Source organism: Candidatus Pelagibacter sp. RS39, from assembly GCF_002101315.1.
In the GTDB taxonomy this organism is placed as follows: Bacteria; Pseudomonadota; Alphaproteobacteria; order Pelagibacterales; family Pelagibacteraceae; genus Pelagibacter.
In genome coordinates, this window is sequence record NZ_CP020777.1 from 222289 (window position 1) to 241014 (window position 18726).

The 18726-nt window shown below is 29.2% G+C and carries 18 protein-coding genes; 11 read left to right on the plus strand and 7 right to left on the minus strand.

Going from position 1 to position 18726, the window contains the following annotated elements:
• Positions 1 to 4: 4 nt before the first annotated feature.
• Positions 5 to 988 carry a KpsF/GutQ family sugar-phosphate isomerase gene (locus tag B5L73_RS01235; protein WP_085146992.1) on the minus strand — a complete coding sequence of 328 codons (984 nt, stop codon included), beginning with the start codon at positions 986 to 988 and terminating at the stop codon, positions 5 to 7.
• Positions 976 to 1581 carry a ribonuclease D gene (locus B5L73_RS01240; protein ID WP_085147003.1) on the minus strand — a complete coding sequence of 202 codons (606 nt, stop codon included), beginning with the start codon at positions 1579 to 1581 and terminating at the stop codon, positions 976 to 978. The genes B5L73_RS01235 and B5L73_RS01240 overlap by 13 nt, the downstream gene beginning before the upstream one ends.
• 21 nt (positions 1582 to 1602) lie before the next feature.
• Here B5L73_RS01240 and B5L73_RS01245 point away from each other — a divergent pair, with 21 nt between their 5' ends.
• Complete coding sequence (locus tag B5L73_RS01245) at positions 1603 to 2586, plus strand: complex I NDUFA9 subunit family protein (RefSeq protein ID WP_085147004.1); 984 nt, start codon at positions 1603 to 1605, stop codon at positions 2584 to 2586.
• Here the strand turns inward: B5L73_RS01245 and B5L73_RS01250 are convergent, their stop codons facing one another.
• Positions 2587 to 3081 carry a GcrA family cell cycle regulator gene (locus B5L73_RS01250; protein ID WP_085147005.1) on the minus strand — a complete coding sequence of 165 codons (495 nt, stop codon included), beginning with the start codon at positions 3079 to 3081 and terminating at the stop codon, positions 2587 to 2589.
• A 166-nt stretch (positions 3082 to 3247) separates the two neighbouring features.
• On the opposite strand from B5L73_RS01250, the gene B5L73_RS01255 reads away from it, so the two are divergent.
• Complete coding sequence (locus B5L73_RS01255) at positions 3248 to 4414, plus strand: aspartate aminotransferase family protein (protein WP_085147006.1); 1167 nt, start codon at positions 3248 to 3250, stop codon at positions 4412 to 4414.
• A gap of 1 nt (position 4415) precedes the next feature.
• A complete protein-coding gene (argF, locus tag B5L73_RS01260) occupies positions 4416 to 5345 on the plus strand; it encodes an ornithine carbamoyltransferase (protein WP_085147007.1) in 930 nt (309 codons plus the stop codon).
• On the opposite strand, the gene B5L73_RS01265 is transcribed toward argF, so the two are convergent.
• Positions 5337 to 5879, minus strand: coding sequence for a c-type cytochrome (locus B5L73_RS01265; protein ID WP_085147008.1), 543 nt, complete (start codon positions 5877 to 5879; stop codon positions 5337 to 5339). The two genes, argF and B5L73_RS01265, sit on opposite strands and share 9 nt — an antisense overlap.
• A gap of 106 nt (positions 5880 to 5985) precedes the next feature.
• Between B5L73_RS01265 and kdsB the strand changes: the two genes are divergently transcribed.
• The 5 genes from kdsB (at position 5986) to recR (ending at position 10259) form a co-directional block, all read left to right on the plus strand.
• Positions 5986 to 6720 carry a 3-deoxy-manno-octulosonate cytidylyltransferase gene (gene kdsB / locus B5L73_RS01270; RefSeq protein WP_085147009.1) on the plus strand — a complete coding sequence of 245 codons (735 nt, stop codon included), beginning with the start codon at positions 5986 to 5988 and terminating at the stop codon, positions 6718 to 6720.
• Positions 6720 to 7556, plus strand: coding sequence for a prephenate dehydratase domain-containing protein (locus B5L73_RS01275; RefSeq protein ID WP_085147012.1), 837 nt, complete (start codon positions 6720 to 6722; stop codon positions 7554 to 7556). Before kdsB ends, B5L73_RS01275 begins: the two co-directional genes overlap by 1 nt.
• 134 nt (positions 7557 to 7690) lie before the next feature.
• Positions 7691 to 9334, plus strand: coding sequence for a DNA polymerase III subunit gamma/tau (dnaX, locus tag B5L73_RS01280; RefSeq protein ID WP_085147014.1), 1644 nt, complete (start codon positions 7691 to 7693; stop codon positions 9332 to 9334).
• Complete coding sequence (locus B5L73_RS01285; protein WP_085147017.1) at positions 9327 to 9644, plus strand: YbaB/EbfC family nucleoid-associated protein; 318 nt, start codon at positions 9327 to 9329, stop codon at positions 9642 to 9644. The genes dnaX and B5L73_RS01285 overlap by 8 nt, the downstream gene beginning before the upstream one ends.
• Before the next feature lie 3 nt (positions 9645 to 9647).
• Positions 9648 to 10259 carry a recombination mediator RecR gene (recR, locus tag B5L73_RS01290; protein WP_085147020.1) on the plus strand — a complete coding sequence of 204 codons (612 nt, stop codon included), beginning with the start codon at positions 9648 to 9650 and terminating at the stop codon, positions 10257 to 10259.
• On the opposite strand, the gene B5L73_RS01295 is transcribed toward recR, so the two are convergent.
• Entirely contained in the window at positions 10251 to 12407 is a 2157-nt protein-coding gene (locus B5L73_RS01295) for a malate synthase G (RefSeq protein ID WP_085147021.1), read from the minus strand. The two genes, recR and B5L73_RS01295, sit on opposite strands and share 9 nt — an antisense overlap.
• A 98-nt stretch (positions 12408 to 12505) precedes the next feature.
• Here B5L73_RS01295 and B5L73_RS01300 point away from each other — a divergent pair, with 98 nt between their 5' ends.
• Entirely contained in the window at positions 12506 to 13603 is a 1098-nt protein-coding gene (locus B5L73_RS01300; protein WP_085147023.1) for an acetyl-CoA carboxylase carboxyltransferase subunit alpha, read from the plus strand.
• On the opposite strand, the gene secA is transcribed toward B5L73_RS01300, so the two are convergent.
• The gene (gene secA / locus B5L73_RS01305) at positions 13598 to 16141 is read right to left on the minus strand and encodes a preprotein translocase subunit SecA (RefSeq protein ID WP_085147025.1); all 2544 of its coding nucleotides are present in this window, start codon (positions 16139 to 16141) and stop codon (positions 13598 to 13600) included. The two genes, B5L73_RS01300 and secA, sit on opposite strands and share 6 nt — an antisense overlap.
• A 65-nt stretch (positions 16142 to 16206) precedes the next feature.
• On the opposite strand from secA, the gene argJ reads away from it, so the two are divergent.
• Complete coding sequence (argJ, locus tag B5L73_RS01310) at positions 16207 to 17508, plus strand: bifunctional glutamate N-acetyltransferase/amino-acid acetyltransferase ArgJ (RefSeq protein WP_085147027.1); 1302 nt, start codon at positions 16207 to 16209, stop codon at positions 17506 to 17508.
• A gap of 40 nt (positions 17509 to 17548) precedes the next feature.
• A complete protein-coding gene (locus B5L73_RS01315) occupies positions 17549 to 17980 on the plus strand; it encodes a DUF1178 family protein (RefSeq protein ID WP_085147029.1) in 432 nt (143 codons plus the stop codon).
• Here the strand turns inward: B5L73_RS01315 and ubiG are convergent.
• Positions 17977 to 18705, minus strand: a complete 729-nt coding sequence (gene ubiG, locus B5L73_RS01320) for a bifunctional 2-polyprenyl-6-hydroxyphenol methylase/3-demethylubiquinol 3-O-methyltransferase UbiG (protein WP_085147031.1) — start codon at positions 18703 to 18705, stop codon at positions 17977 to 17979. The genes B5L73_RS01315 and ubiG overlap by 4 nt on opposite strands.
• Between the last annotated feature and the right edge of the window lie 21 nt (positions 18706 to 18726).

The window sequence follows — 18726 nt, forward strand, 5'->3', positions numbered from 1 at the left end:
TATATTAATAAATTTTTCTATTCAAAATATTATGAATGTGCAAAATTCCTACAGTAATAAATTTTTTTTTATTTTCATAAACACACAGACTGGTAATTTTTTTTTCATTCATTATAGCAAGAGCTTTTGTAGCTAATATATCCTTATCTACTTTTATCGGATTTTTTGTCATTACGTCTTTAACTTTTAGAAATTTAAGGTTTAAATTTTTTAAATTAAATCTCCTTACTTGACCATCAGTAATGATCCCAGTTGTATAATTTTTTTTATTTCTAACAATTAGCGTACCTAATTTTTTTTCTGTCATGATCTTTAATGCTTTAGTCATCGATTTATTTTCATCGATAAAAGGTATTTTTTCTTTTGTCAGCATCAAATCTTGCGCAGTCTTTAATTTTTCCCCGAGGCTTCCAGCGGGATGGAATTTTTTGAAATCCAAGTTATTTATTTTTTTCTTTTTTAAAGTTGAAATAGCCAGAGCATCTCCAATACTTAGTTGATTTATTGTACTAGAGGTTGGTATCATTTCTAGACCAGCTTCTTTAACCTCTGGTGTAATTAAACCAATGTCACTGTTTTTATACAAATCTGAATTTTTTTTTGATGTAATACCAATTAACAAAACTTTATTTCTGTTTGCATAATTAATTATATTTTTTAATTCAATGGAGTTTCCAGAATAACTTATTAAAATTAAAACATCTTTTCTTGAGATGCTACCCATGTTCCCATGAGAACAGTCATTTGCTGAAAGAGAAAATGAAGGTGTCCCAATTGATGAAAGAGTTGCAGAAATCTTGCCAGCGATAATCCCACTTTTTCCAACTCCACATAAGATTACTTTTGATTGACAATTTACAATTGCATTTACAGCTTTATCAAAGTTTTTATTAAGAGCTTTTTTTAGTTTCCGCAAAGCTTTGATTTCTAAATCGATAACTTCCTTTGCAATTTTTCTATAATTTGTATTTTTATTTAATGAGCCCATATATCATCTTTGAATAAAGCAAGGTCTAAATCGACTCTTGTTTTTAAAAATTTAAGACATTCTTTATATAATTCAAATCTATTTTCTCGTACGAGAATTTTTTCAAGCTCCTCGTGAATCTTATGTAAATAAATTACATCGTTTGCACAATATTTTAATTGCGCAGGTGTTAGTTCTCCACCAAAATCAGAGCTTTGAAATTGTTTGTTAATATCAACGTTTATAAATTCTTTAATTAGTGTCTTTAATGAATGATTATCAGAATAGGACCTAGATAGTTTTGAGGCAATTTTTGTATCCAATATATTATTAGTTTCAGTTTTTAAATAAAATTTAATAAAAGCCAAATCTGCTCTCCCATAATGAAAAATTTTCTTAATCTTATCATTTTGTAAGACCCTGATTAGATTTGGGGCTTTATAATTAATTCTATCAAGTTGAATGATGTGTGCATCTGAATTACCACTTGAGATTTGAATAAGACATAATGGATCACGTCTTATATTTAACCCCATAAATTCACCATCTACAGCTATTAAATTGCCTAAATCTATATCATCTGGTAAGTCATTTTTGTGAAGTTTAATATCCATATTTTACTATAACATATATATATGAATGCAAAAAATTGTCTAATATTTGGTGGAAGTGGTCAAATTGGAAGTTCTCTAATTAGAAAACTGACAAAAAATAACATTAAGGTTACAGTAGTAACGAGAAATATTCATCAAAAAGGTCTAAAAATAAAAACACAAGCAAATGCGGGGTATATAGATATTGTAGAAGCAAACGTTTTTGAAGAAAAAAAGATAGAAAAATTATTTATTGAAGCAGATTGCTGTATAAATTTAATAGGTATTTTGTTTGAAAAAAAAAGAGGAAATACTTTCAAAAATATTCATACAATTTTTCCAAAGTTAATAGCCAAACTTTGTAAAAAACATAATTTAGATAATTTTATTCATGTTTCTGCATTGGGAGTAAATGAAGCGGTAGATTCTAAATATGCAATCTCAAAACTTGAAGGTGAAAAAAATATTTTAGACAATTTTTCAAAAAGTACAATTTTGAGACCATCTATAATTTTCTCAAATTCTGACAATTTTAGCACTCAATTCATGACCTTATTGAGCAGACTTCCAGTTTTTCCATTATATTACTCGGGAAAAACAAGTTTCATGCCGATACATTGTTCAGATTTAACTGATATAATTTATCATATAATCTCCGAAGGCTCAGAGTCGCAAATAATTGAATGCGTTGGTCCTGAAAAATTAACTTTTAAAGAGATTTTAGAAATACTCTTAAATTTGATTAATAAAAAAAGATTATTAATACCCTTTCCATTAACATTAGCTAAATTGTCTGCCAAATTATTTCAATTACTTCCTAAGCCACTTCTCACTGAAGATCAACTTAGATTATTAAAATATGATAATGTCCCCTCAGGTAAATACAAAACTAATTTTGATTTAGGTTTACCTAGTAAGCTAAAATTTAAAGAGGAAGTAGAGAAATATGCTTTTATGTGGAGGGATGGTGGACAATTTTCGACTAAAAAATATGAATCTGAAAATGTAAAAAAAAATAATATCTAATTAGCCAGTTTGAATTTTCTTTTCAACATATTCATGGATAACTTCTTTATCATTGCTATCTTCTTTTTTACCTTTTGGTTGATAAGCATAAAGCAAATGAAGTTTACAATAAGAAAAATCTTTTAAAGATGTTCTTCCACAAAAATAAAAAGATTTTTCATCAGGATGACCAATAGGCCATTTGCATGAATTATCATTTAGCTCCTCCAGTTGTTTTGGATTTTCTGGCTCAAAATCTTTCTCAATTATTAAAGATTTAAATCTATTTTTTCTACCTTTGCCCGTTTTAATTTTGTTACTTCCCTGATATTGTTTTGAGTTCTGATTAATACTTGAAGATCTGGTCTTAATTTTAGCAGAAAGATTTAATCTATGAGCTTTCCCAATAACTGCATTACGACTTATTCCACCTATTATCTCTGCAATTTGACTTGCAGTATTGCCTTTACCCCAAAGCTCTCTCAATTTTTCAACTTTTTCTTCAGTCCAACTCATTTAAAACTACATAATGTGTTAATTAAAATATGTAATACTATATAGGGGTTTTAATAAGATAATAACAAGCTGATATTTACAGTTATTAACAAAAAAATGAAAAAAAATTTCAATCCTGACTTGTATCAATGAAATCTTTAAATATAGAAGTATATTAATAAATTTTATGACCTATTTAGCAAAAAATTATAATAGAAAAAAAATCTCTTTTAAGTATGGAAAGGGAAGCTACCTATACACAAAAGATAATAAAAAGTATTTAGATTTTGTTCAAGGTATAGCAGTTAATTCTCTAGGACACGCACATCCAAAACTAATAAAAACAATAAATAGTCAATCAAAAAAACTTTGGCATGTTTCAAATGCTTTTCAAATCCCTGAGGGAGAAAAATTGGCTAAAAAAATATGCCAAAAAACATTTGCAGATTTTGTAATGTTTCAAAATAGTGGAGCAGAAGCTACAGAGGCAGCAATTAAAGTGGCTAGAAGATATTTTTATTCTATTGGAAAACCAGATAAAAATAGAATTTTATGTGTAAAAAACTCATTTCATGGAAGAACTTTAGCTGCAATTTATGCCAGTGGATCTAAAAAAATGACAGAGGGATTTGGCCCAAAAATATCAGGATTTGATCATTTTAGATTTGGAGACCACAAATCGCTCAAAAAAAAGATTACAAAAAAAACTGCAGCCATAATGATTGAACCAATCATGGGTGAAGGAGGGATTAAAGTAATTCCAGACTGGTGTTTAAAAGAATTAAGAAAATTATGTAATAAGAAAAAAATATTATTGATTTTAGATGAAGTGCAGTGTGGAATCTCAAGAACAGGAAGCTTTTTTTCATTTGAAAAGTCAAAGATTAAACCTGATATTGTTCCAATCGCAAAGGGAATAGGTGGTGGATTTCCACTAGGCGCTGTTTTAATGAATAAAAAAGTTGCCTCTGGAATGGTACCCGGAACCCATGGTTCCACTTTTGGTGGTAACCCTCTGGCTATGGCTGTTGGGAATACAGTAATGGATATAGTTTCAAGTAAAAAATTTTTGAAAAATGTTGAAAATCTATCAAAATATTTTCTTATTGAATTAAAAAATATTCAAGAGATATATCCACATATAATTAAGAGTATAAGAGGAAAAGGTTTCCTAATAGGAATTCAATTACATAAAGATCAAACAACTTTTATAAAAAAACTCATGGAAAATAGATTGCTCACAATAAGAGCTTCAGAAAATGTTATTCGTATACTTCCTCCGTTAAATGTGAAAAAAAGTGATCTGGATCTTTCTTTAAAAATTATAAATAAAGTTTGTAAAGAACTTAATTAGAATGAAAAATTTTATAAACTTAAAAGATATTCCCGTAAGTGACTTAAAAAAAATTCTTATTGATGCAAAAAGACGAAAAAAATGGAGAAAAAAATTAGATAATCTTCAGATTGACAAAGGGGCACCCTTAAAAGGAAAGTTATTAATACAAATGTTTGAAAAATCTAGCCTGAGAACTAGATTGAGTTTTTATTTAGCAATTAAGCAACTGGGTGGTAGCACCTTAACACTTAGACCAGATGAACTTCATTTGTCAAAGGGTGGAGAAAGCATTCAAGACACAGCTAAAATTTTATCTAATTTTGGAAACGCTTTTATGCTTAGAACCGATAGTGATGAAAAACTAGAGGAATTTAAAAAATATTTATCTATACCTATTATAAATGGCTTAAGCCCTAGTTCCCATCCTACCCAAATTTTATCAGATATTTTTACTGTGGAGGAAATTAAAAAAAAAACAATATCAACCTTGAATATTACTTGGATAGGTGACTCTAATAATGTTTTAAATTCCTTAATTGCTGCCTCAATAAAGTTTTCATTCAAACTGAGTATTGGATGTCCAAAAAAATATAAACCAAGTAAAAAAATAATTAGATATATTGAAGATAATAAAAATAAAATCCACTTTTTTAATGATGCAAATAAAGCAGCAAAAGGAGCAGATGTTATTTTTTCGGATAAAGTAATTTCTATGAATGATAAAGTGAATAAATCAAAAAAATTGAATCAATTTAAAAAATTTAAGATAAATAAAAAATTAATGAGCTTTGCAAAAAAAGATTGCATTTTTCTTCATTGCTTGCCTAGAGGTAAAGAGGTAGATGATAATGTTTTCTTGAGCAAACAATCAAAAGTATGGCAACAAGCTCTTAACAGGGTCCATGTTCAAAAATCTATATTACTTTATTGTTTTGGAAAATTAAGGTAATGGCAATGGATTATCTGAATTTTGATTTAAGTACAAAATAACAGAGGCTCTATCTTTTTCTTTTCTTAACCCAGCGAAAGCCATTTTTGTTCCTTTAATCCATTTAGCTGGTTTAACTAGGTATCCGTTAAGTTCTTCAAAAGTCCAGGCTTTTCCGTAGGCTGCAAGAGCTTTAGAATATTTATAATCACTTACAGCACCCACATCTCTACCAACGACATTATACAATGCTGGACCAATATTATTTTTTCCACCTTTTACAATAGAGTGACATGCAGCACATTTTTTAAAAACCTTTTCTCCAGTGGCAATATCTCCCATAGCGATTAGTGCAGCGATATCAATTTTATCTTCGGTTGCTTGTGAACTTGTTTCCGAACTTGCAACAGTAGTCTGCTCTACCTCAACTGAGTAACCAGGTGTTTCAGGCTTTTCAACATGAAAGATAACATTTGAAAGCTTTCCAATACCTATTATTAGAAGTGCTACCATTAATATTGCAGCTATTATTTTATTTAGCTCGAAAGAATCCATTTCTTAAAATTATTTTGAACATATAGCACTATAAATATAAAATTGCTTATATTTTTAATGTACATTTTTGCCTCTATTTATATTGTAATGAAAAATTGAAAGAAAAATGAAGACATTAGTTATAATTCCTTCTAGGTTATCAGCATCAAGATTACCTGGCAAACCTTTGCTGAAAATTAATGGATTATCTATTATTTCTCATGTTTACAAAACTGCTCTACAGGCTGATATTGGAGAGGTATTTGTTGCTGCAGAAGATCAAGAAATTGTAGAAGATGTAAGAAAGAATGGTGGAGAAGCAATTCTAACAAGTAATAATCATAAATCAGGAACTGATAGAATTTACGAAGCATTGGTTAAGCTAGGTAGAAAAGATGCAGAATTAGTGATGAATCTACAGGGCGACGAACCATTGATGAATGTTGAGGATATTCAAAATTTAAATAGCAACATGATTAAGACCAAGCGTGATTTGGGAACCTTGGCAGCAAAAATCAATGATAAAAAAATTTTTGAAAATCATAATATTGTTAAAGTAATTACAGAAGAAAGTTTAGATCATACAAAATTTCCTCGAGCATTAAATTTTATGAGAAAATTAGACAATGAAAATAGTCAGACTTATCATCATTTAGGAATTTACTGTTATAATGTAGAAATCTTGAAAAAATTTATTTCTTTTAAACAGTCTCAAAACGAAATTAAAAATAGATTAGAGCAGTTAAGAGCATTAGATAATAATATAAATATTAACGTAGCTCTTGCAAAATCATCACCAATTGGAGTAGATACTGAAGAGGATTTTATGGCTATAAAAAAAATTATGGAATATAAGTCTTAATGAGTAAAATTTATTTTCAAGGAACTTTTGGAGCTTATTCACACTTAGCTGCTTTATCCATTGATCCTAAAGCTGAAGTTGTGCCTTGTAAAACTTTTGATGATTGTTTTGTCCAAGCATCAAAAGATACAAATTCAAAAATTATAATTCCAGAGTCTAATAGAATTACTGGTAACATTGGAATTGAATATTTAATATTTGAATACAGACTAAACATTTATGCAGAGTATTTTCAAAAAATAGAACATAATTTATTGGGGATACCTGGAACTAAAGTTTCAGAGATCAAAGATGTTTATTCTCATGCCCAAGCACTTTCACAATGTTCAAAATTTATAAAATCTAATAATCTCACTGAACATGTAAGAGCTGACACGGCTGGATCTGCAGAGATGGTTTCAATAAGCAAAGATAAATCTAAAGCTGCAATAGCCTCTTCATTAAGTGCTAAAACATATAATTTAGAAATTATAAAAAACAATATTGAGAATGAGAAAGGAAATTTAACAAGATTTCTTGTTATGGGTAAAAAAATATTACAACCTGAATTTAGTGGAAAAAAATATATTACTTCTTTTTTATTTAAATTAAAAAGTAAACCTGCAGCCCTGTATCAATCTTTAGGTGGGTTTGCTATTAATGGAGTAAATCTAACAAAGTTGCAGAGTTATCCTGAAAAAAATTCTTTCGACTCTTTTTTCTTTTTATGTGATTTAGATGGTCATATTGAAGAGCCAAGAGTACAAAAATCACTTGAAGATTTAGGATTACATTGCCAAGATTTTCACGTCCTAGGTGTTTTTGAAGCTGACAAACAGAGAGAAATAAATAAATAACTTTTCTTGTAGATAAGAAATTATTACTGTTATAATAGTTTTGGAGGCTAGAGGTGGATGCTGCTTGAACCCGACCAGATCTTAACGGAAGCAGTCGTAAAGACAGTTTTTCAGGTTCTAGTCTCCTCGTAAATATGAGCAATGATACAAAAGTATTAGCACTTAAATATAGACCACAAAATTTTGATGATCTTATTGGTCAAGATGTAGTTGCAGAAACTATAACAAATTCAATAGTGGCTAATAAAGTTCCTAATGCATATTTATTCACTGGAATTAGAGGAGTTGGAAAAACCACTATAGCAAGAATAGTTGCTAAGGCACTTAATTGTAAAAATGGAATTCAAAAAAATTGTCAAAATAAATGTGATAATTGTCAGGCGATAACTAATTCTAATCATATTGATGTTTTAGAAATGGATGCTGCGAGCAGAACCGGTGTAGACGATGTTAGAGAATTAATTGAGTTTTCTAGATATGGACCAACTTCATCAAAGTATAAAATTTTTATAATTGATGAGGTTCATATGTTGAGCAAACAAGCATTTAATGCCCTTTTAAAAACTTTAGAAGAACCACCAGAATATCTAAAGTTTATTTTTGCAACAACTGAAATAAAAAAGATTCCAGTTACAGTTATATCAAGATGTCAAAGATTTGATTTATCAAGAATTAAATCGTCTGAATTATTCAATTATATCAAAAATATTAAAGATAAAGAGGGAGGCAAAATCACTGATGATGCATTAAAATTAATAGTAAAAATTTCGGAAGGTTCAGTAAGAGATGCACTATCCTTATTAGATAGAGCATTGTTAACTTTAGATTCTAAAACTGAATTAGATTTAAAAACAGCACAAAAAATTTTTGGTTTTTTTGATAAATCACAATTAATCGATTTATTTGAATTTATTCTTAACGGAGATGAGATTAAAGTTATAGAGATTTATAGAAAAATTTATGACCAAGGTGTTGAGCCAAAAATCTTTATCAATGATTTCTTAGAATTACTTTATTACTTTAAAAATATTAAGTCATTAACATTAGAAAGCACAAATTTCTCATTAAATGACCAAGAATTTCAAAGGATCAAAGATTTAAATAAAAATCTTGATCCGAGCGTATTGATTTTATTTTGGCAATTTACAATATCGACTCTTGATGAACTCGTTATAGTTTCAAATCAACATTTATCAATGGAGATGTTTTTGTTAAGGCTGATATATTTAAGTTCGATAAAATTGGAGAAAAATACAGATATAAATTCTTTAAGCGAAAATCCAGTTATAGATAAAGAAATTTATGATCAATCAAAACCAATAAATCAAATTAAGAATATTTATCAAGAAGAAAAAAGTAAACCAGAAATTCATAAAGAAATTAAATCTGAAAAAAAAATATTTATTAATAACTTGGAAAAGTTAATACAGACTTGTGTTGATAAAAAAGAAATTAAACTTAAGTATGAATTGGAAAAAAACGTTAATCTTGTAAAATTTGAAAAAAATATAATTGAGATATCTTTTAATGAAAATTTAGATAAAAATTTTGTTAAAGAACTTTCCTCAAAACTTTTTGAATGGACAGGTGAGAGATGGATGATTTCATTTAGTCAATTAAAAGGTGACGTTTCAATGAAAGAAAAAAGACAAGAAATAAAGAAATCTTTAATAGAAGAAATAAAAAGTTCAAAAACTTATAAAGATGTAATAAAAAATTTTCCTGACGCAGAATTAATTGATGTTAATTTAAATAAAGAGGATGAGCCTCATGACTGATTTTACAAAAATTTTAGATAAAGCAAAAGAACTTGAGTCTAAAATGAAAGAAAGTCAAAAAAAAATTAAGGAAATCAGAGTTGAGGGAGTTTCAGGTTCAAATTCAGTAAAAGTAATTCTTGATGGAGAGGGAGAGATGCAATCAATCAAATTATCAGAGGAAATCATGAAAGAAGATAAAACTATAATAGAAGATTTAATAGTTGCTGCTCATAATAGCGCTAAGTCACAACTTAAAACAAAAACAGCTGAAGAAATTTCAAAAGCAACAGGTGGGCTTGGGATACCTGGATTTAAGTGGCCACTATAGTAAATGCAAAATATCTCAGAGATAGAAGAACTTATTAAGTTGATATCAAAATTACCAGGTCTGGGACCTAAATCTGCAAAAAGAATTGTTTTAAAATTAGTAAATAATAGAAATGAGCTTGTAAAGCCGTTGGCGAATACTTTGGCTCAAGTTTATAAAAATGTTGTGAGATGTAATTTATGTGGCACCTTAAAGTCTAATTTAGCCGGATGTTCAAATTGTGAGAATACAAAAAATAAATTTACAAAAATTTGTGTAGTTGAAGATATTGCTGATCAGTGGTCGATAGAAAATTCAAATATTTTTCAGGGTTATTTTCATATTTTAGGTGGAACGATATCATCTGCTGGTAATAAAAAAGAAGATTTATTAATCAATTCTTTGATTGAAAGAGTAAAGAAAGAGAAAATTGATGAAGTTATTTTAGCAACTAGTGCAACAGTAGAAGGTCAAACAACGGCATTTTATATACAAGATAGTTTAAAAGATACAAATGCTAAGATTACAAAATTAGCGCAAGGTCTGCCAGTTGGTGGCGAAATAGAGAGTCTTGATGATGGTACTTTGCTTTCTGCTTTTAAAAATAGATCTAAATTAAACTCTAATTCAAGTTAATTTTTTTTTTAATCGATTTAAATGTAATAGTGGCTCCGTGTATCCTGAAGGTTGATCTTTTCCTTTAAAAATAAGTTCACATGCAGTTTGAAATGCTATGGACCTATCATAATCAGTGCTCATTTTAATATAATTTCGATCATTCTCATTTTGTTTGTCCACAATCTTTGCCATTTCTTTCATTATTTCTATGACTTGTATCTTTGTTGTAACACCGTGATGTACCCAGTTTGCAATATGTTGAGAAGAAATCCTTAAGGTTGCCCTGTCTTCCATCAACCCAACATTGTTTATGTCTGGTACTTTAGAACAACCTATACCTTGATCAATCCATCTTACAACGTAACCAAGTAATGTCTGAGCAGAATTTGAGATTTCTCTATTAATTTCATCAACTGACCAATTCGGTCTGTCTGCAATAGGAATAGTAAGTAGATCATCAATATTTGCCTTTTCTCTTTTGGCTAATTTTTTTTGAACATCAAAAATATTAATTTCATGATAATGTAAAGCATGAAGAGCTGCCGCAGTTGGAGACGGAACCCACGCACAATTTGCTCCCGCTTTAAGATGACCAGTTTTTTGATCTAACATATCTTTCATCTTATCAGGCATAGCCCACATTCCTTTACCTATTTGAGCTTTACCTGAAAAGCCACAGGCTAAACCTATATCAACATTGTTATTTTCATAAGCCCCAATCCATTTTGAGGATTTCATATCACCCTTTTTAATCATTGGTCCTGCTTCCATTGATGTGTGCATTTCATCACCTGTACGATCAAGGAAACCAGTATTAATAAAGAAAACTCTATGTTTTAAGGTTCTGATACACTCCTTAAGATTTGATGACGTTCTTCTTTCTTCGTCCATAATTCCAATTTTACAGGTGTATTTTTTTAATTTAAGTATCTCTTCAACTTTAGTAAAGATTTCATTTGTAAATGCTGTTTCGTCTGGACCATGCATCTTTGGTTTTACAATATATATCGAACCAGTTCTTGAATTTCCTTTTTTTTTAATATCCTGAAGAGCTGCTGCAGTTGTTATAAAAGCATCCATCAATCCCTCTGGAATTTCACTTCCATCTTTCAATATTATAGAGGGATTAGTCATCAAATGACCAACATTTCTAATTAATAAAAGACTTCTACCATGTAATTTTAATCCTTTTCCTTCTTTTGAAATGTAACTTCTGTTTGGATTCAGTTTTCTCTCTAATGTTTTTCCCTCTTTTTCAAACCGTGTGACTAGATCACCCTTCATTAATCCAAGCCAATTTCTATAACAGCTCACTTTATCTTGAGCGTCCACTGCTGCAACGCTGTCTTCATTATCACATATTGTTGAAACTGCAGATTCTAGTATTATGTCACTTATTCCTGCATGATCCTGCTGAGCACTAAAAGCTCTTGGATTTTTAAGTATTTCAATATGAAGGTTATTATTTTTTAATATTATTGCGGATGGGTTATCTGCTTCACCTCGATGACCAATAAATTTACTTGCATCTTTCAAAGTTGTCACATCAATACCTTTTAAAATTTTTAAATTTTTATCTTGAATTGCAATTCCAGTTATTTTTTTCCAGCTAAAATCCTTTAAAGCAAAATATTTATCTAAAAATTCCCTACCATACTTAATTACAATCTCTCCTCGTTCCGGATCATATCTTTCTGACGTGCTATCTTCAGATGCTTCGATTGCATCAGTACCATACAAACTATCGTACAAACTCATCCATCTTGCATTAGCAGCATTCAAAGCGTAACGAGCATTCATAATTGGAACAACTAATTGAGGTCCAGCTATTGTAGCGATCTCTTCGTCAATATCACTTGTTTCAATTTTAAAATCAGGACCTTCATCTTTTAAATAGCCTATTTCTTTTAAAAAATTTTTGTATTCTTTAATTTGAATGTCTTTTCCTTTGTTATCAATGTGCCATTTATCAATTTTTTTTTGAAGTGTTTCTCTAAAAACAATCAGTTCTTTATTTTTAGGAGCTAGTTCATGAACTGCTTTGTCAAAATCTTTCCAGAATTTTTCTGGGGAAATATCAGTGCCATTAAATAACTCATTATTTACGAAATGTAATAATTCTTCTGATACCTTAAGATTGCCAATAGAATGATATTTTGATGTCATCTGGAAATATTTAAACCCTAGTTTGTTTAAGTCAAATACATAATAGTATCATAGACATTTTATTGTCATTTTTCTTATATAAGTATAATCATATTAATATGAAAAATTATTTAAATTTTGAAACAGATATAAAAAATCTTGAAAATGAATTAGAAAAATTAAAAGATCCTTTTAATCAAGAAGGGTTGACAGAAGTCGATACAAAAAAAATTTCTAAAACTCAGGAAGAAATAGATGAGAAGCTAAGAAATATTTATGAGAATTTAGATCCCTGGCAAATTACATTAGTTGCAAGGCACGAGGATAGACCTAAATCTAAGTTTTTTATTGATAACTTGTTTGAAGATTTTATCCCATTAGAGGGTGATAGATATTATGGAGAAGACAAATCGGTTATTTCAGGCTTTGCAAAATTTAAAGGTCAATCAGTATTAGTAATTGGTCAAGAAAAGGGTGAAAATTTAGAAGCTAGAATTGAGAGAAACTTTGGCATGATGAGACCAGAGGGTTATAGAAAAACTATTAGACTAATGGAACTAGCAGATAGGTTTAATATTCCAATTATATCTTTTATTGATACTCCTGGTGCATATCCAGGAGTGGGGGCAGAGGAAAGAGGACAAGCAGAAGCAATCGCCAAGTCAATCGAGTGTTGTATGAAACTCAAAGTCCCAACTTTAGCTATAGTGATAGGTGAAGGTGGTTCAGGTGGAGCAATAGCTCTTGCATCATCAAATAAAGTTTTAATGCTTGAGAATGCAATTTATTCAGTAATATCACCTGAGGGATGTGCAACTATATTGTGGAGAGATCCAAAAAAAATGCTGGATGCTGCAAAAGCAATGAAGTTATCTGCTAAAGATTTATTGGAGCTAAATATTATTGATGAAATAATTCCAGAACCCTTAGGTGGCGCTCATAGAGACAGAGATATAATTCTTGAAAATATAAGGAATTCTATTTCTCAAAATTTAGATTTTTTTAAAACCTTAACTTCTGAAGAAATTCTTAATCATAGAAAAGATAAATTCTTAAAAATTGGAAGAAGTAAAGGATTTGTATCTAGTCCAGAAAGCCTAAGTGCAATTCAAACTTCTGGATTAGATTTTAAAGAAATAATTAAATCCAAAAAAAATATTGCAATAGCTGTAGCAACGATAGTTATCATAGCTGCTCTGACTTTATTTATTTTATAGAGCTCCACAACATTTCTTGAATTTTTTACCAGATCCACATGGACAAGGATCATTTCTACTCGTTTTTTTGTTAAGGTTTTTAAATTTTTCTTTTAATTGTCTCTGGTTTATTTCTTCAGTTGGTTCATTATAAACTTTAAGATTCATCAATATTTTTACATAATCTAATTTTAATTTGTCTAATAAATTAGAGAATAAATCAAAAGCTTCTTTTTTATATTCTATAAGAGGATCTCTTTGTCCATATGATCTAAGACCAACAACTTGTCTTAATTGTTCTAAATATTGAATGTGAGATTTCCAATTAAAATCAATGGATTGTAAGAGAATTCTTTTTTCTAATTCTTTTGATTGATTTACCCCAAGAATTTTAGACCTCTCTTCTCTAGCAAATTTGAATTTTTCAAAAATTTTCTCTCTTAGTTTTGCGTCGCTTAAAGATATTAATTCATCATATTCATTATCGTTTAGACTTTTTCCGAAAATAGTTTTTAATCTATTACTAAACTCATTATTTTTAGGATTCGATAATTTTTGAATTTTTAGGCTTATTATGTTGTCCACTATTTCTGATAAAAAATTATCTGAATAATCAAAAATTTTTTCACTATCCATAGCATCTTTTCTTTGTGAAAATATCACATGTCTTTGATCATTTAAAACATTGTCAAATTTTATAAGGGTTTTTCTAATATCAAAATTTCGTGCCTCAACTTTTTGTTGTGCTCTCTCTAGCGCCTTATTTATCCATGGGTGATCTATACTTTCACCATCTTTCAAGCCAAGTTTTTGAAGAATATTGTTCATAGACTCGGATCCAAAAATTCTCATAAGATCATCCTCTAAACTTACATAAAAAATAGAGCTTCCTTCATCTCCTTGTCTACCCGATCTTCCTCTTGCCTGATTGTCTACTCTCCTAGACTCCATTCTTTCAGTTCCAATAACAAATAAACCTCCTATAGATTTAATATAATCTTTATTTTTTTTGAGTTGATTGTCCTCAATTGATCCTTTTTTTCCACCTAACTGGATATCTACACCTCTACCAGAAATGCTTGTTGTAATTATCACTGATTTGGCTTTTCCTGCATTAGCTATAATCTCTGCCTCATTTTCATGATTCTTAGCATTCAATACGGTGTGCTTAATCTTTTCTTGTGTAAGTAATTTGGAATATATCTCAGATTTACTTACGCTAGACGTGAAGACTAAAAGAGGTTGGCTGTTTTCGTGGCAATCTTTAATTTTTTTAATGATCGCATCATTTTTTTCTGCTTCTGTTCGAAAAATTTGATCATTGAAATCTTTTCTTATCATCTCTTTATTAGTTGGAATTACAATTACATTCAGATTATAGATTTCAAAAAACTCCTCAGACTCTGTAGCGGCTGTACCTGTACATCCCGATATCTTTTTATAAAGTTTAAAATAATTCTGATAAGTGATAGAAGCTAACGTTTGATTTTCCGCCTGTATCTCAATTTTTTCCTTAGCCTCAATAGCTTGGTGGAGACCATCACCAAATCTTCTGCCCTCTAATATTCGACCTGTCAATTCATCCACAATTTTGATGCTGTTATCTTTAACGAGGTAATCTTTATCTTTTTTAAATAGATGATTTGCTTTTAAGGACTGATTCACAAAATGAACTAAATCAAGATTTTCTGGATCATAAAAATTATTGTTTTTTAAAACTCCTGCATTAGAAAATAAACTTTCAATATGGTTAATACCTTCATTAGTTAATAAAATATTCCTGTCTTTTTCATCAACCTCAAAATCATTTTTATTAAGTAGTTTTATTACTTTGTCTACTGCAATATATTGATTAGTTTTATCTTCTGCAGCCCCTGAAATTACCAAAGGAGTTCTTGCTTCATCAATTAGACAAGAGTCTATTTCATCAACTATTGCAAAATGGTGTCCTCTTTGAACCATTTCATCTTTTGAATATTTCATATTATCTCGAAGATAATCAAATCCTAATTCACTGTTCGTTGCGTAAGTAATATCGCAATCATAATTTTTCTTTCTTTCCTCATCGTTTTGATCATTATTTATATAGCCCGATGTTAAGCCCAAAAAACTAAAAATTTTTCCCATCTCCAAAGAGTCTCTTTTCGCCAGATAGTCATTTACTGTAACAATATGAACTCCTTTTCCTTCCAAAGCATTTAAATATGCAGCTAGAGCAATCGTAAGAGTTTTACCTTCTCCAGTTCTCATTTCTGCTATCTTATTTTCATGTAGAACAACTCCACCAATTATTTGAACATCGAAATGTCTCTCATTTCTCGATCTTAAAGAGGCTTCTCTTACTAAAGCAAAAGCTTCAGGTAAAATTTCGTTTAGGGAGGCTCCTTTTTGAATTTTCTCTTTTAATTTAATCGTTTTCTCAGGAAACTCTTTATCATTAAGTCTTTTTATATTTTCCTCTAAAAGATTGATTTGGTCTACTATTTTACCAATCCTATCTAGCTCTTTTTTATTGCCAGATTTAATAAATTTTGAAATAAAGTTTAGAGGATTAAACATTAGTTTTTGATATACATTTTAATTACAACTTTTAATATAGTTATTTAACTGAAATTTTAAATATCATGCGTATTAATTTATCAAATTTTTTAACCTCAAAATCTCATGATCGAAAAATGGGGCAATACCAAGACCTTGATCACCTAGATGGTTTAGCAATATCTTCAGTTAGTGCTAATTTATACAATTCTAAAAGAGATGATTTAGCAATGTTCTACTTTCGTGATGGTGCAAATTTTGCATCACTTTATACACAGTCTAAAATTTTGTCAGAAAATATTAAATGGAATTTAAGTCAAAAAACTCAAAAAATTTTTTCACTTATAGTCAATACTAGAAATGCAAACTCATTTACAGGAGAGCAAGGTTATAAAAGTATGCAGCATCTAGCAGACTTAATTTCAAAACAATTAACAGAAAAACAAAAAGAAGATGAAAACGATCCTAAAATAATTAAACCAAAGAATCTTATTTTTGGGTGTACCGGAACAATTGGGGAAAAATTTCCTGAAGAAAAAATTAGGTCAAAAATTCCAGAACTCATAAAAAATATTAAATATACTCAAAACAAATATATTTGGATGAAAGTTGCTCTATCAATAATGACAACTGACACACAGCCAAAAATAGCAATGGAGGAATGTAAAATTGGAAGTACAGCTATTAAGATTTATGGAGTAGCAAAAGGTTCCGGCATGATACAACCAAATATGGCAACCACACTAGCGTATGTTTTCACTGATGCTGATATTTCTAATGATGTACTAAAAAAGCTTCTAAAAAAAAATATTGAGAATACTTTTAATGCTATTTCGTGTGATAGCGATACCAGTACTAATGATATGATTTCAATTTTCTCTACAGGAAAAGCAAAGAACACTCCAATAAAAACAATTAATGATAAAAAGATTAAGTCATTTGATGAGGCCCTGAACAGTCTATTGTTAAATCTTGCGAAAAGAGTGGTGGCCGATGGAGAAGGAGCCTCAAAATTTATAACAATAAATGTGTTAAACTCTAAATCTGAGCATGATGCAAAAAAGATTGGTTTTTCGATTGCTAATTCTCCATTAGTAAAAACTGCAATTGCAGGCGAGGACCCAAATTGGGGTAGAATAATTATGGCAATTGGAAAATCCGATGTTGATATAAATTTAAATAAATTATCAATAAAATTTGGTGATTTGGTAATCGTAAGTAAAGGTAAAATTCATAATCAGTACGATGAGATTGAAGCCGCAAAATATATGAAGGGCCTAGATATTAATCTTAGTGTTGATATTGGAAATGGAAAAAAAAGTTTTACAGTTTACACTATGGATTTAACCAACGAATATATCAAAATTAATTCAGATTACAGAAGTTAGCTACATTGAAATTTTGTATAATAGTAATTAAATAAGCATTATGATTAAATATAATTTAATATGCAAAAAGTGCGAACTAACCTTCGACAGCTGGTTTGCATCTTCAAAAGAATACGATAAGCTTAAAAAGCAAAAGTTGATCAATTGTCATAGTTGTGGATCTCTAAAAGTAGAAAAAAATTTGATGGCACCAAAATTAATTAGTGAGAGTTTTAAACATAAAAATGAAAAAAAAGATCTAATTAAATATCAAAAAATAAAGAAAACTATAAATGAATATCAAAAATTTATTAAGAAAAACTTTGATTATGTTGGTGAAAACTTTGCTTATGAGGCAAGATCAATACATTATAACAATAAGAAAAAAGATAAAGGCATCTACGGCACTGCTTCAAAACAAGACTTAAAAGAACTTAAAGAGGAGGGCATTGATGCCCAGATGGTTCCATGGTTTGAGAAAGAAAACAATTAATTTTTAATAAATTTAGCAATGTAATTTACAGATTTATCATTACCTACACTCCACTTATTCTTTAATAAATTAAAATTCATTCCATCTATCTTGTCTAATGTTAGATCATTTTTTTTAAGTATTGAAATTAATTCCTCAGGTTTTATAAACTTTTCCCATTCATGTGTCCCTATTGGAAGCCAACGCAATACATATTCAGCTCCTACTATTGCAAAAATATAAGATTTTAATGTTTTGTTTAAAGTTGCAACAAACATAAGTCCATTTTTTTTTAAAAGTTTACAGCAGGATTTTAAAAAAAAATTCACATCCTCAACATGTTCTACAATTTCCATATTTAAGATTACATCGAATTTATCTTTTGTATTAAATTTTTCTGGGGATGAGCAAAAATAATCTATTTGAAGATTATTTTTTTCTGAATGGAGTTTTGCAACTTTGATATTCTTATCAGATGCATCAATGCCGGTCACCTTAGCACCCAACCTGCACATTGGTTCTGATAATAAACCCCCACCACATCCTACATCTAAAATTTTGATATTTTTAAGGGGTGTCTTATTATAATCAAGCTTAAATGTCTTAATAACATTTTCTTTTATGTATGAAATTCTAATTGGGTTAAATTTATGCAATGGTTTAAATTTACCTTCAGGATCCCACCATTCTTCAGCAATTTTAGAAAATTTTTCTATTTCTTTTTTATTTATTGTGTTATTTTTCATTTAAAGTTGACTTTATATTCA

Coding starts and splice junctions, on each gene's coding strand:
- B5L73_RS01235 (WP_085146992.1), bottom strand. CDS start 988: ATGGGCTCATTAAATAAAAATACAAATTATAGAAAAATTGCAAAGGAA.
- B5L73_RS01240 (WP_085147003.1), bottom strand. CDS start 1,581: ATGGATATTAAACTTCACAAAAATGACTTACCAGATGATATAGATTTA.
- B5L73_RS01245 (WP_085147004.1), top strand. CDS start 1,603: ATGAATGCAAAAAATTGTCTAATATTTGGTGGAAGTGGTCAAATTGGA.
- B5L73_RS01250 (WP_085147005.1), bottom strand. CDS start 3,081: ATGAGTTGGACTGAAGAAAAAGTTGAAAAATTGAGAGAGCTTTGGGGT.
- B5L73_RS01255 (WP_085147006.1), top strand. CDS start 3,248: ATGACCTATTTAGCAAAAAATTATAATAGAAAAAAAATCTCTTTTAAG.
- argF (WP_085147007.1), top strand. CDS start 4,416: ATGAAAAATTTTATAAACTTAAAAGATATTCCCGTAAGTGACTTAAAA.
- B5L73_RS01265 (WP_085147008.1), bottom strand. CDS start 5,879: ATGGATTCTTTCGAGCTAAATAAAATAATAGCTGCAATATTAATGGTA.
- kdsB (WP_085147009.1), top strand. CDS start 5,986: ATGAAGACATTAGTTATAATTCCTTCTAGGTTATCAGCATCAAGATTA.
- B5L73_RS01275 (WP_085147012.1), top strand. CDS start 6,720: ATGAGTAAAATTTATTTTCAAGGAACTTTTGGAGCTTATTCACACTTA.
- dnaX (WP_085147014.1), top strand. CDS start 7,691: ATGAGCAATGATACAAAAGTATTAGCACTTAAATATAGACCACAAAAT.
- B5L73_RS01285 (WP_085147017.1), top strand. CDS start 9,327: ATGACTGATTTTACAAAAATTTTAGATAAAGCAAAAGAACTTGAGTCT.
- recR (WP_085147020.1), top strand. CDS start 9,648: ATGCAAAATATCTCAGAGATAGAAGAACTTATTAAGTTGATATCAAAA.
- B5L73_RS01295 (WP_085147021.1), bottom strand. CDS start 12,407: ATGACATCAAAATATCATTCTATTGGCAATCTTAAGGTATCAGAAGAA.
- B5L73_RS01300 (WP_085147023.1), top strand. CDS start 12,506: ATGAAAAATTATTTAAATTTTGAAACAGATATAAAAAATCTTGAAAAT.
- secA (WP_085147025.1), bottom strand. CDS start 16,141: ATGTTTAATCCTCTAAACTTTATTTCAAAATTTATTAAATCTGGCAAT.
- argJ (WP_085147027.1), top strand. CDS start 16,207: ATGCGTATTAATTTATCAAATTTTTTAACCTCAAAATCTCATGATCGA.
- B5L73_RS01315 (WP_085147029.1), top strand. CDS start 17,549: ATGATTAAATATAATTTAATATGCAAAAAGTGCGAACTAACCTTCGAC.
- ubiG (WP_085147031.1), bottom strand. CDS start 18,705: ATGAAAAATAACACAATAAATAAAAAAGAAATAGAAAAATTTTCTAAA.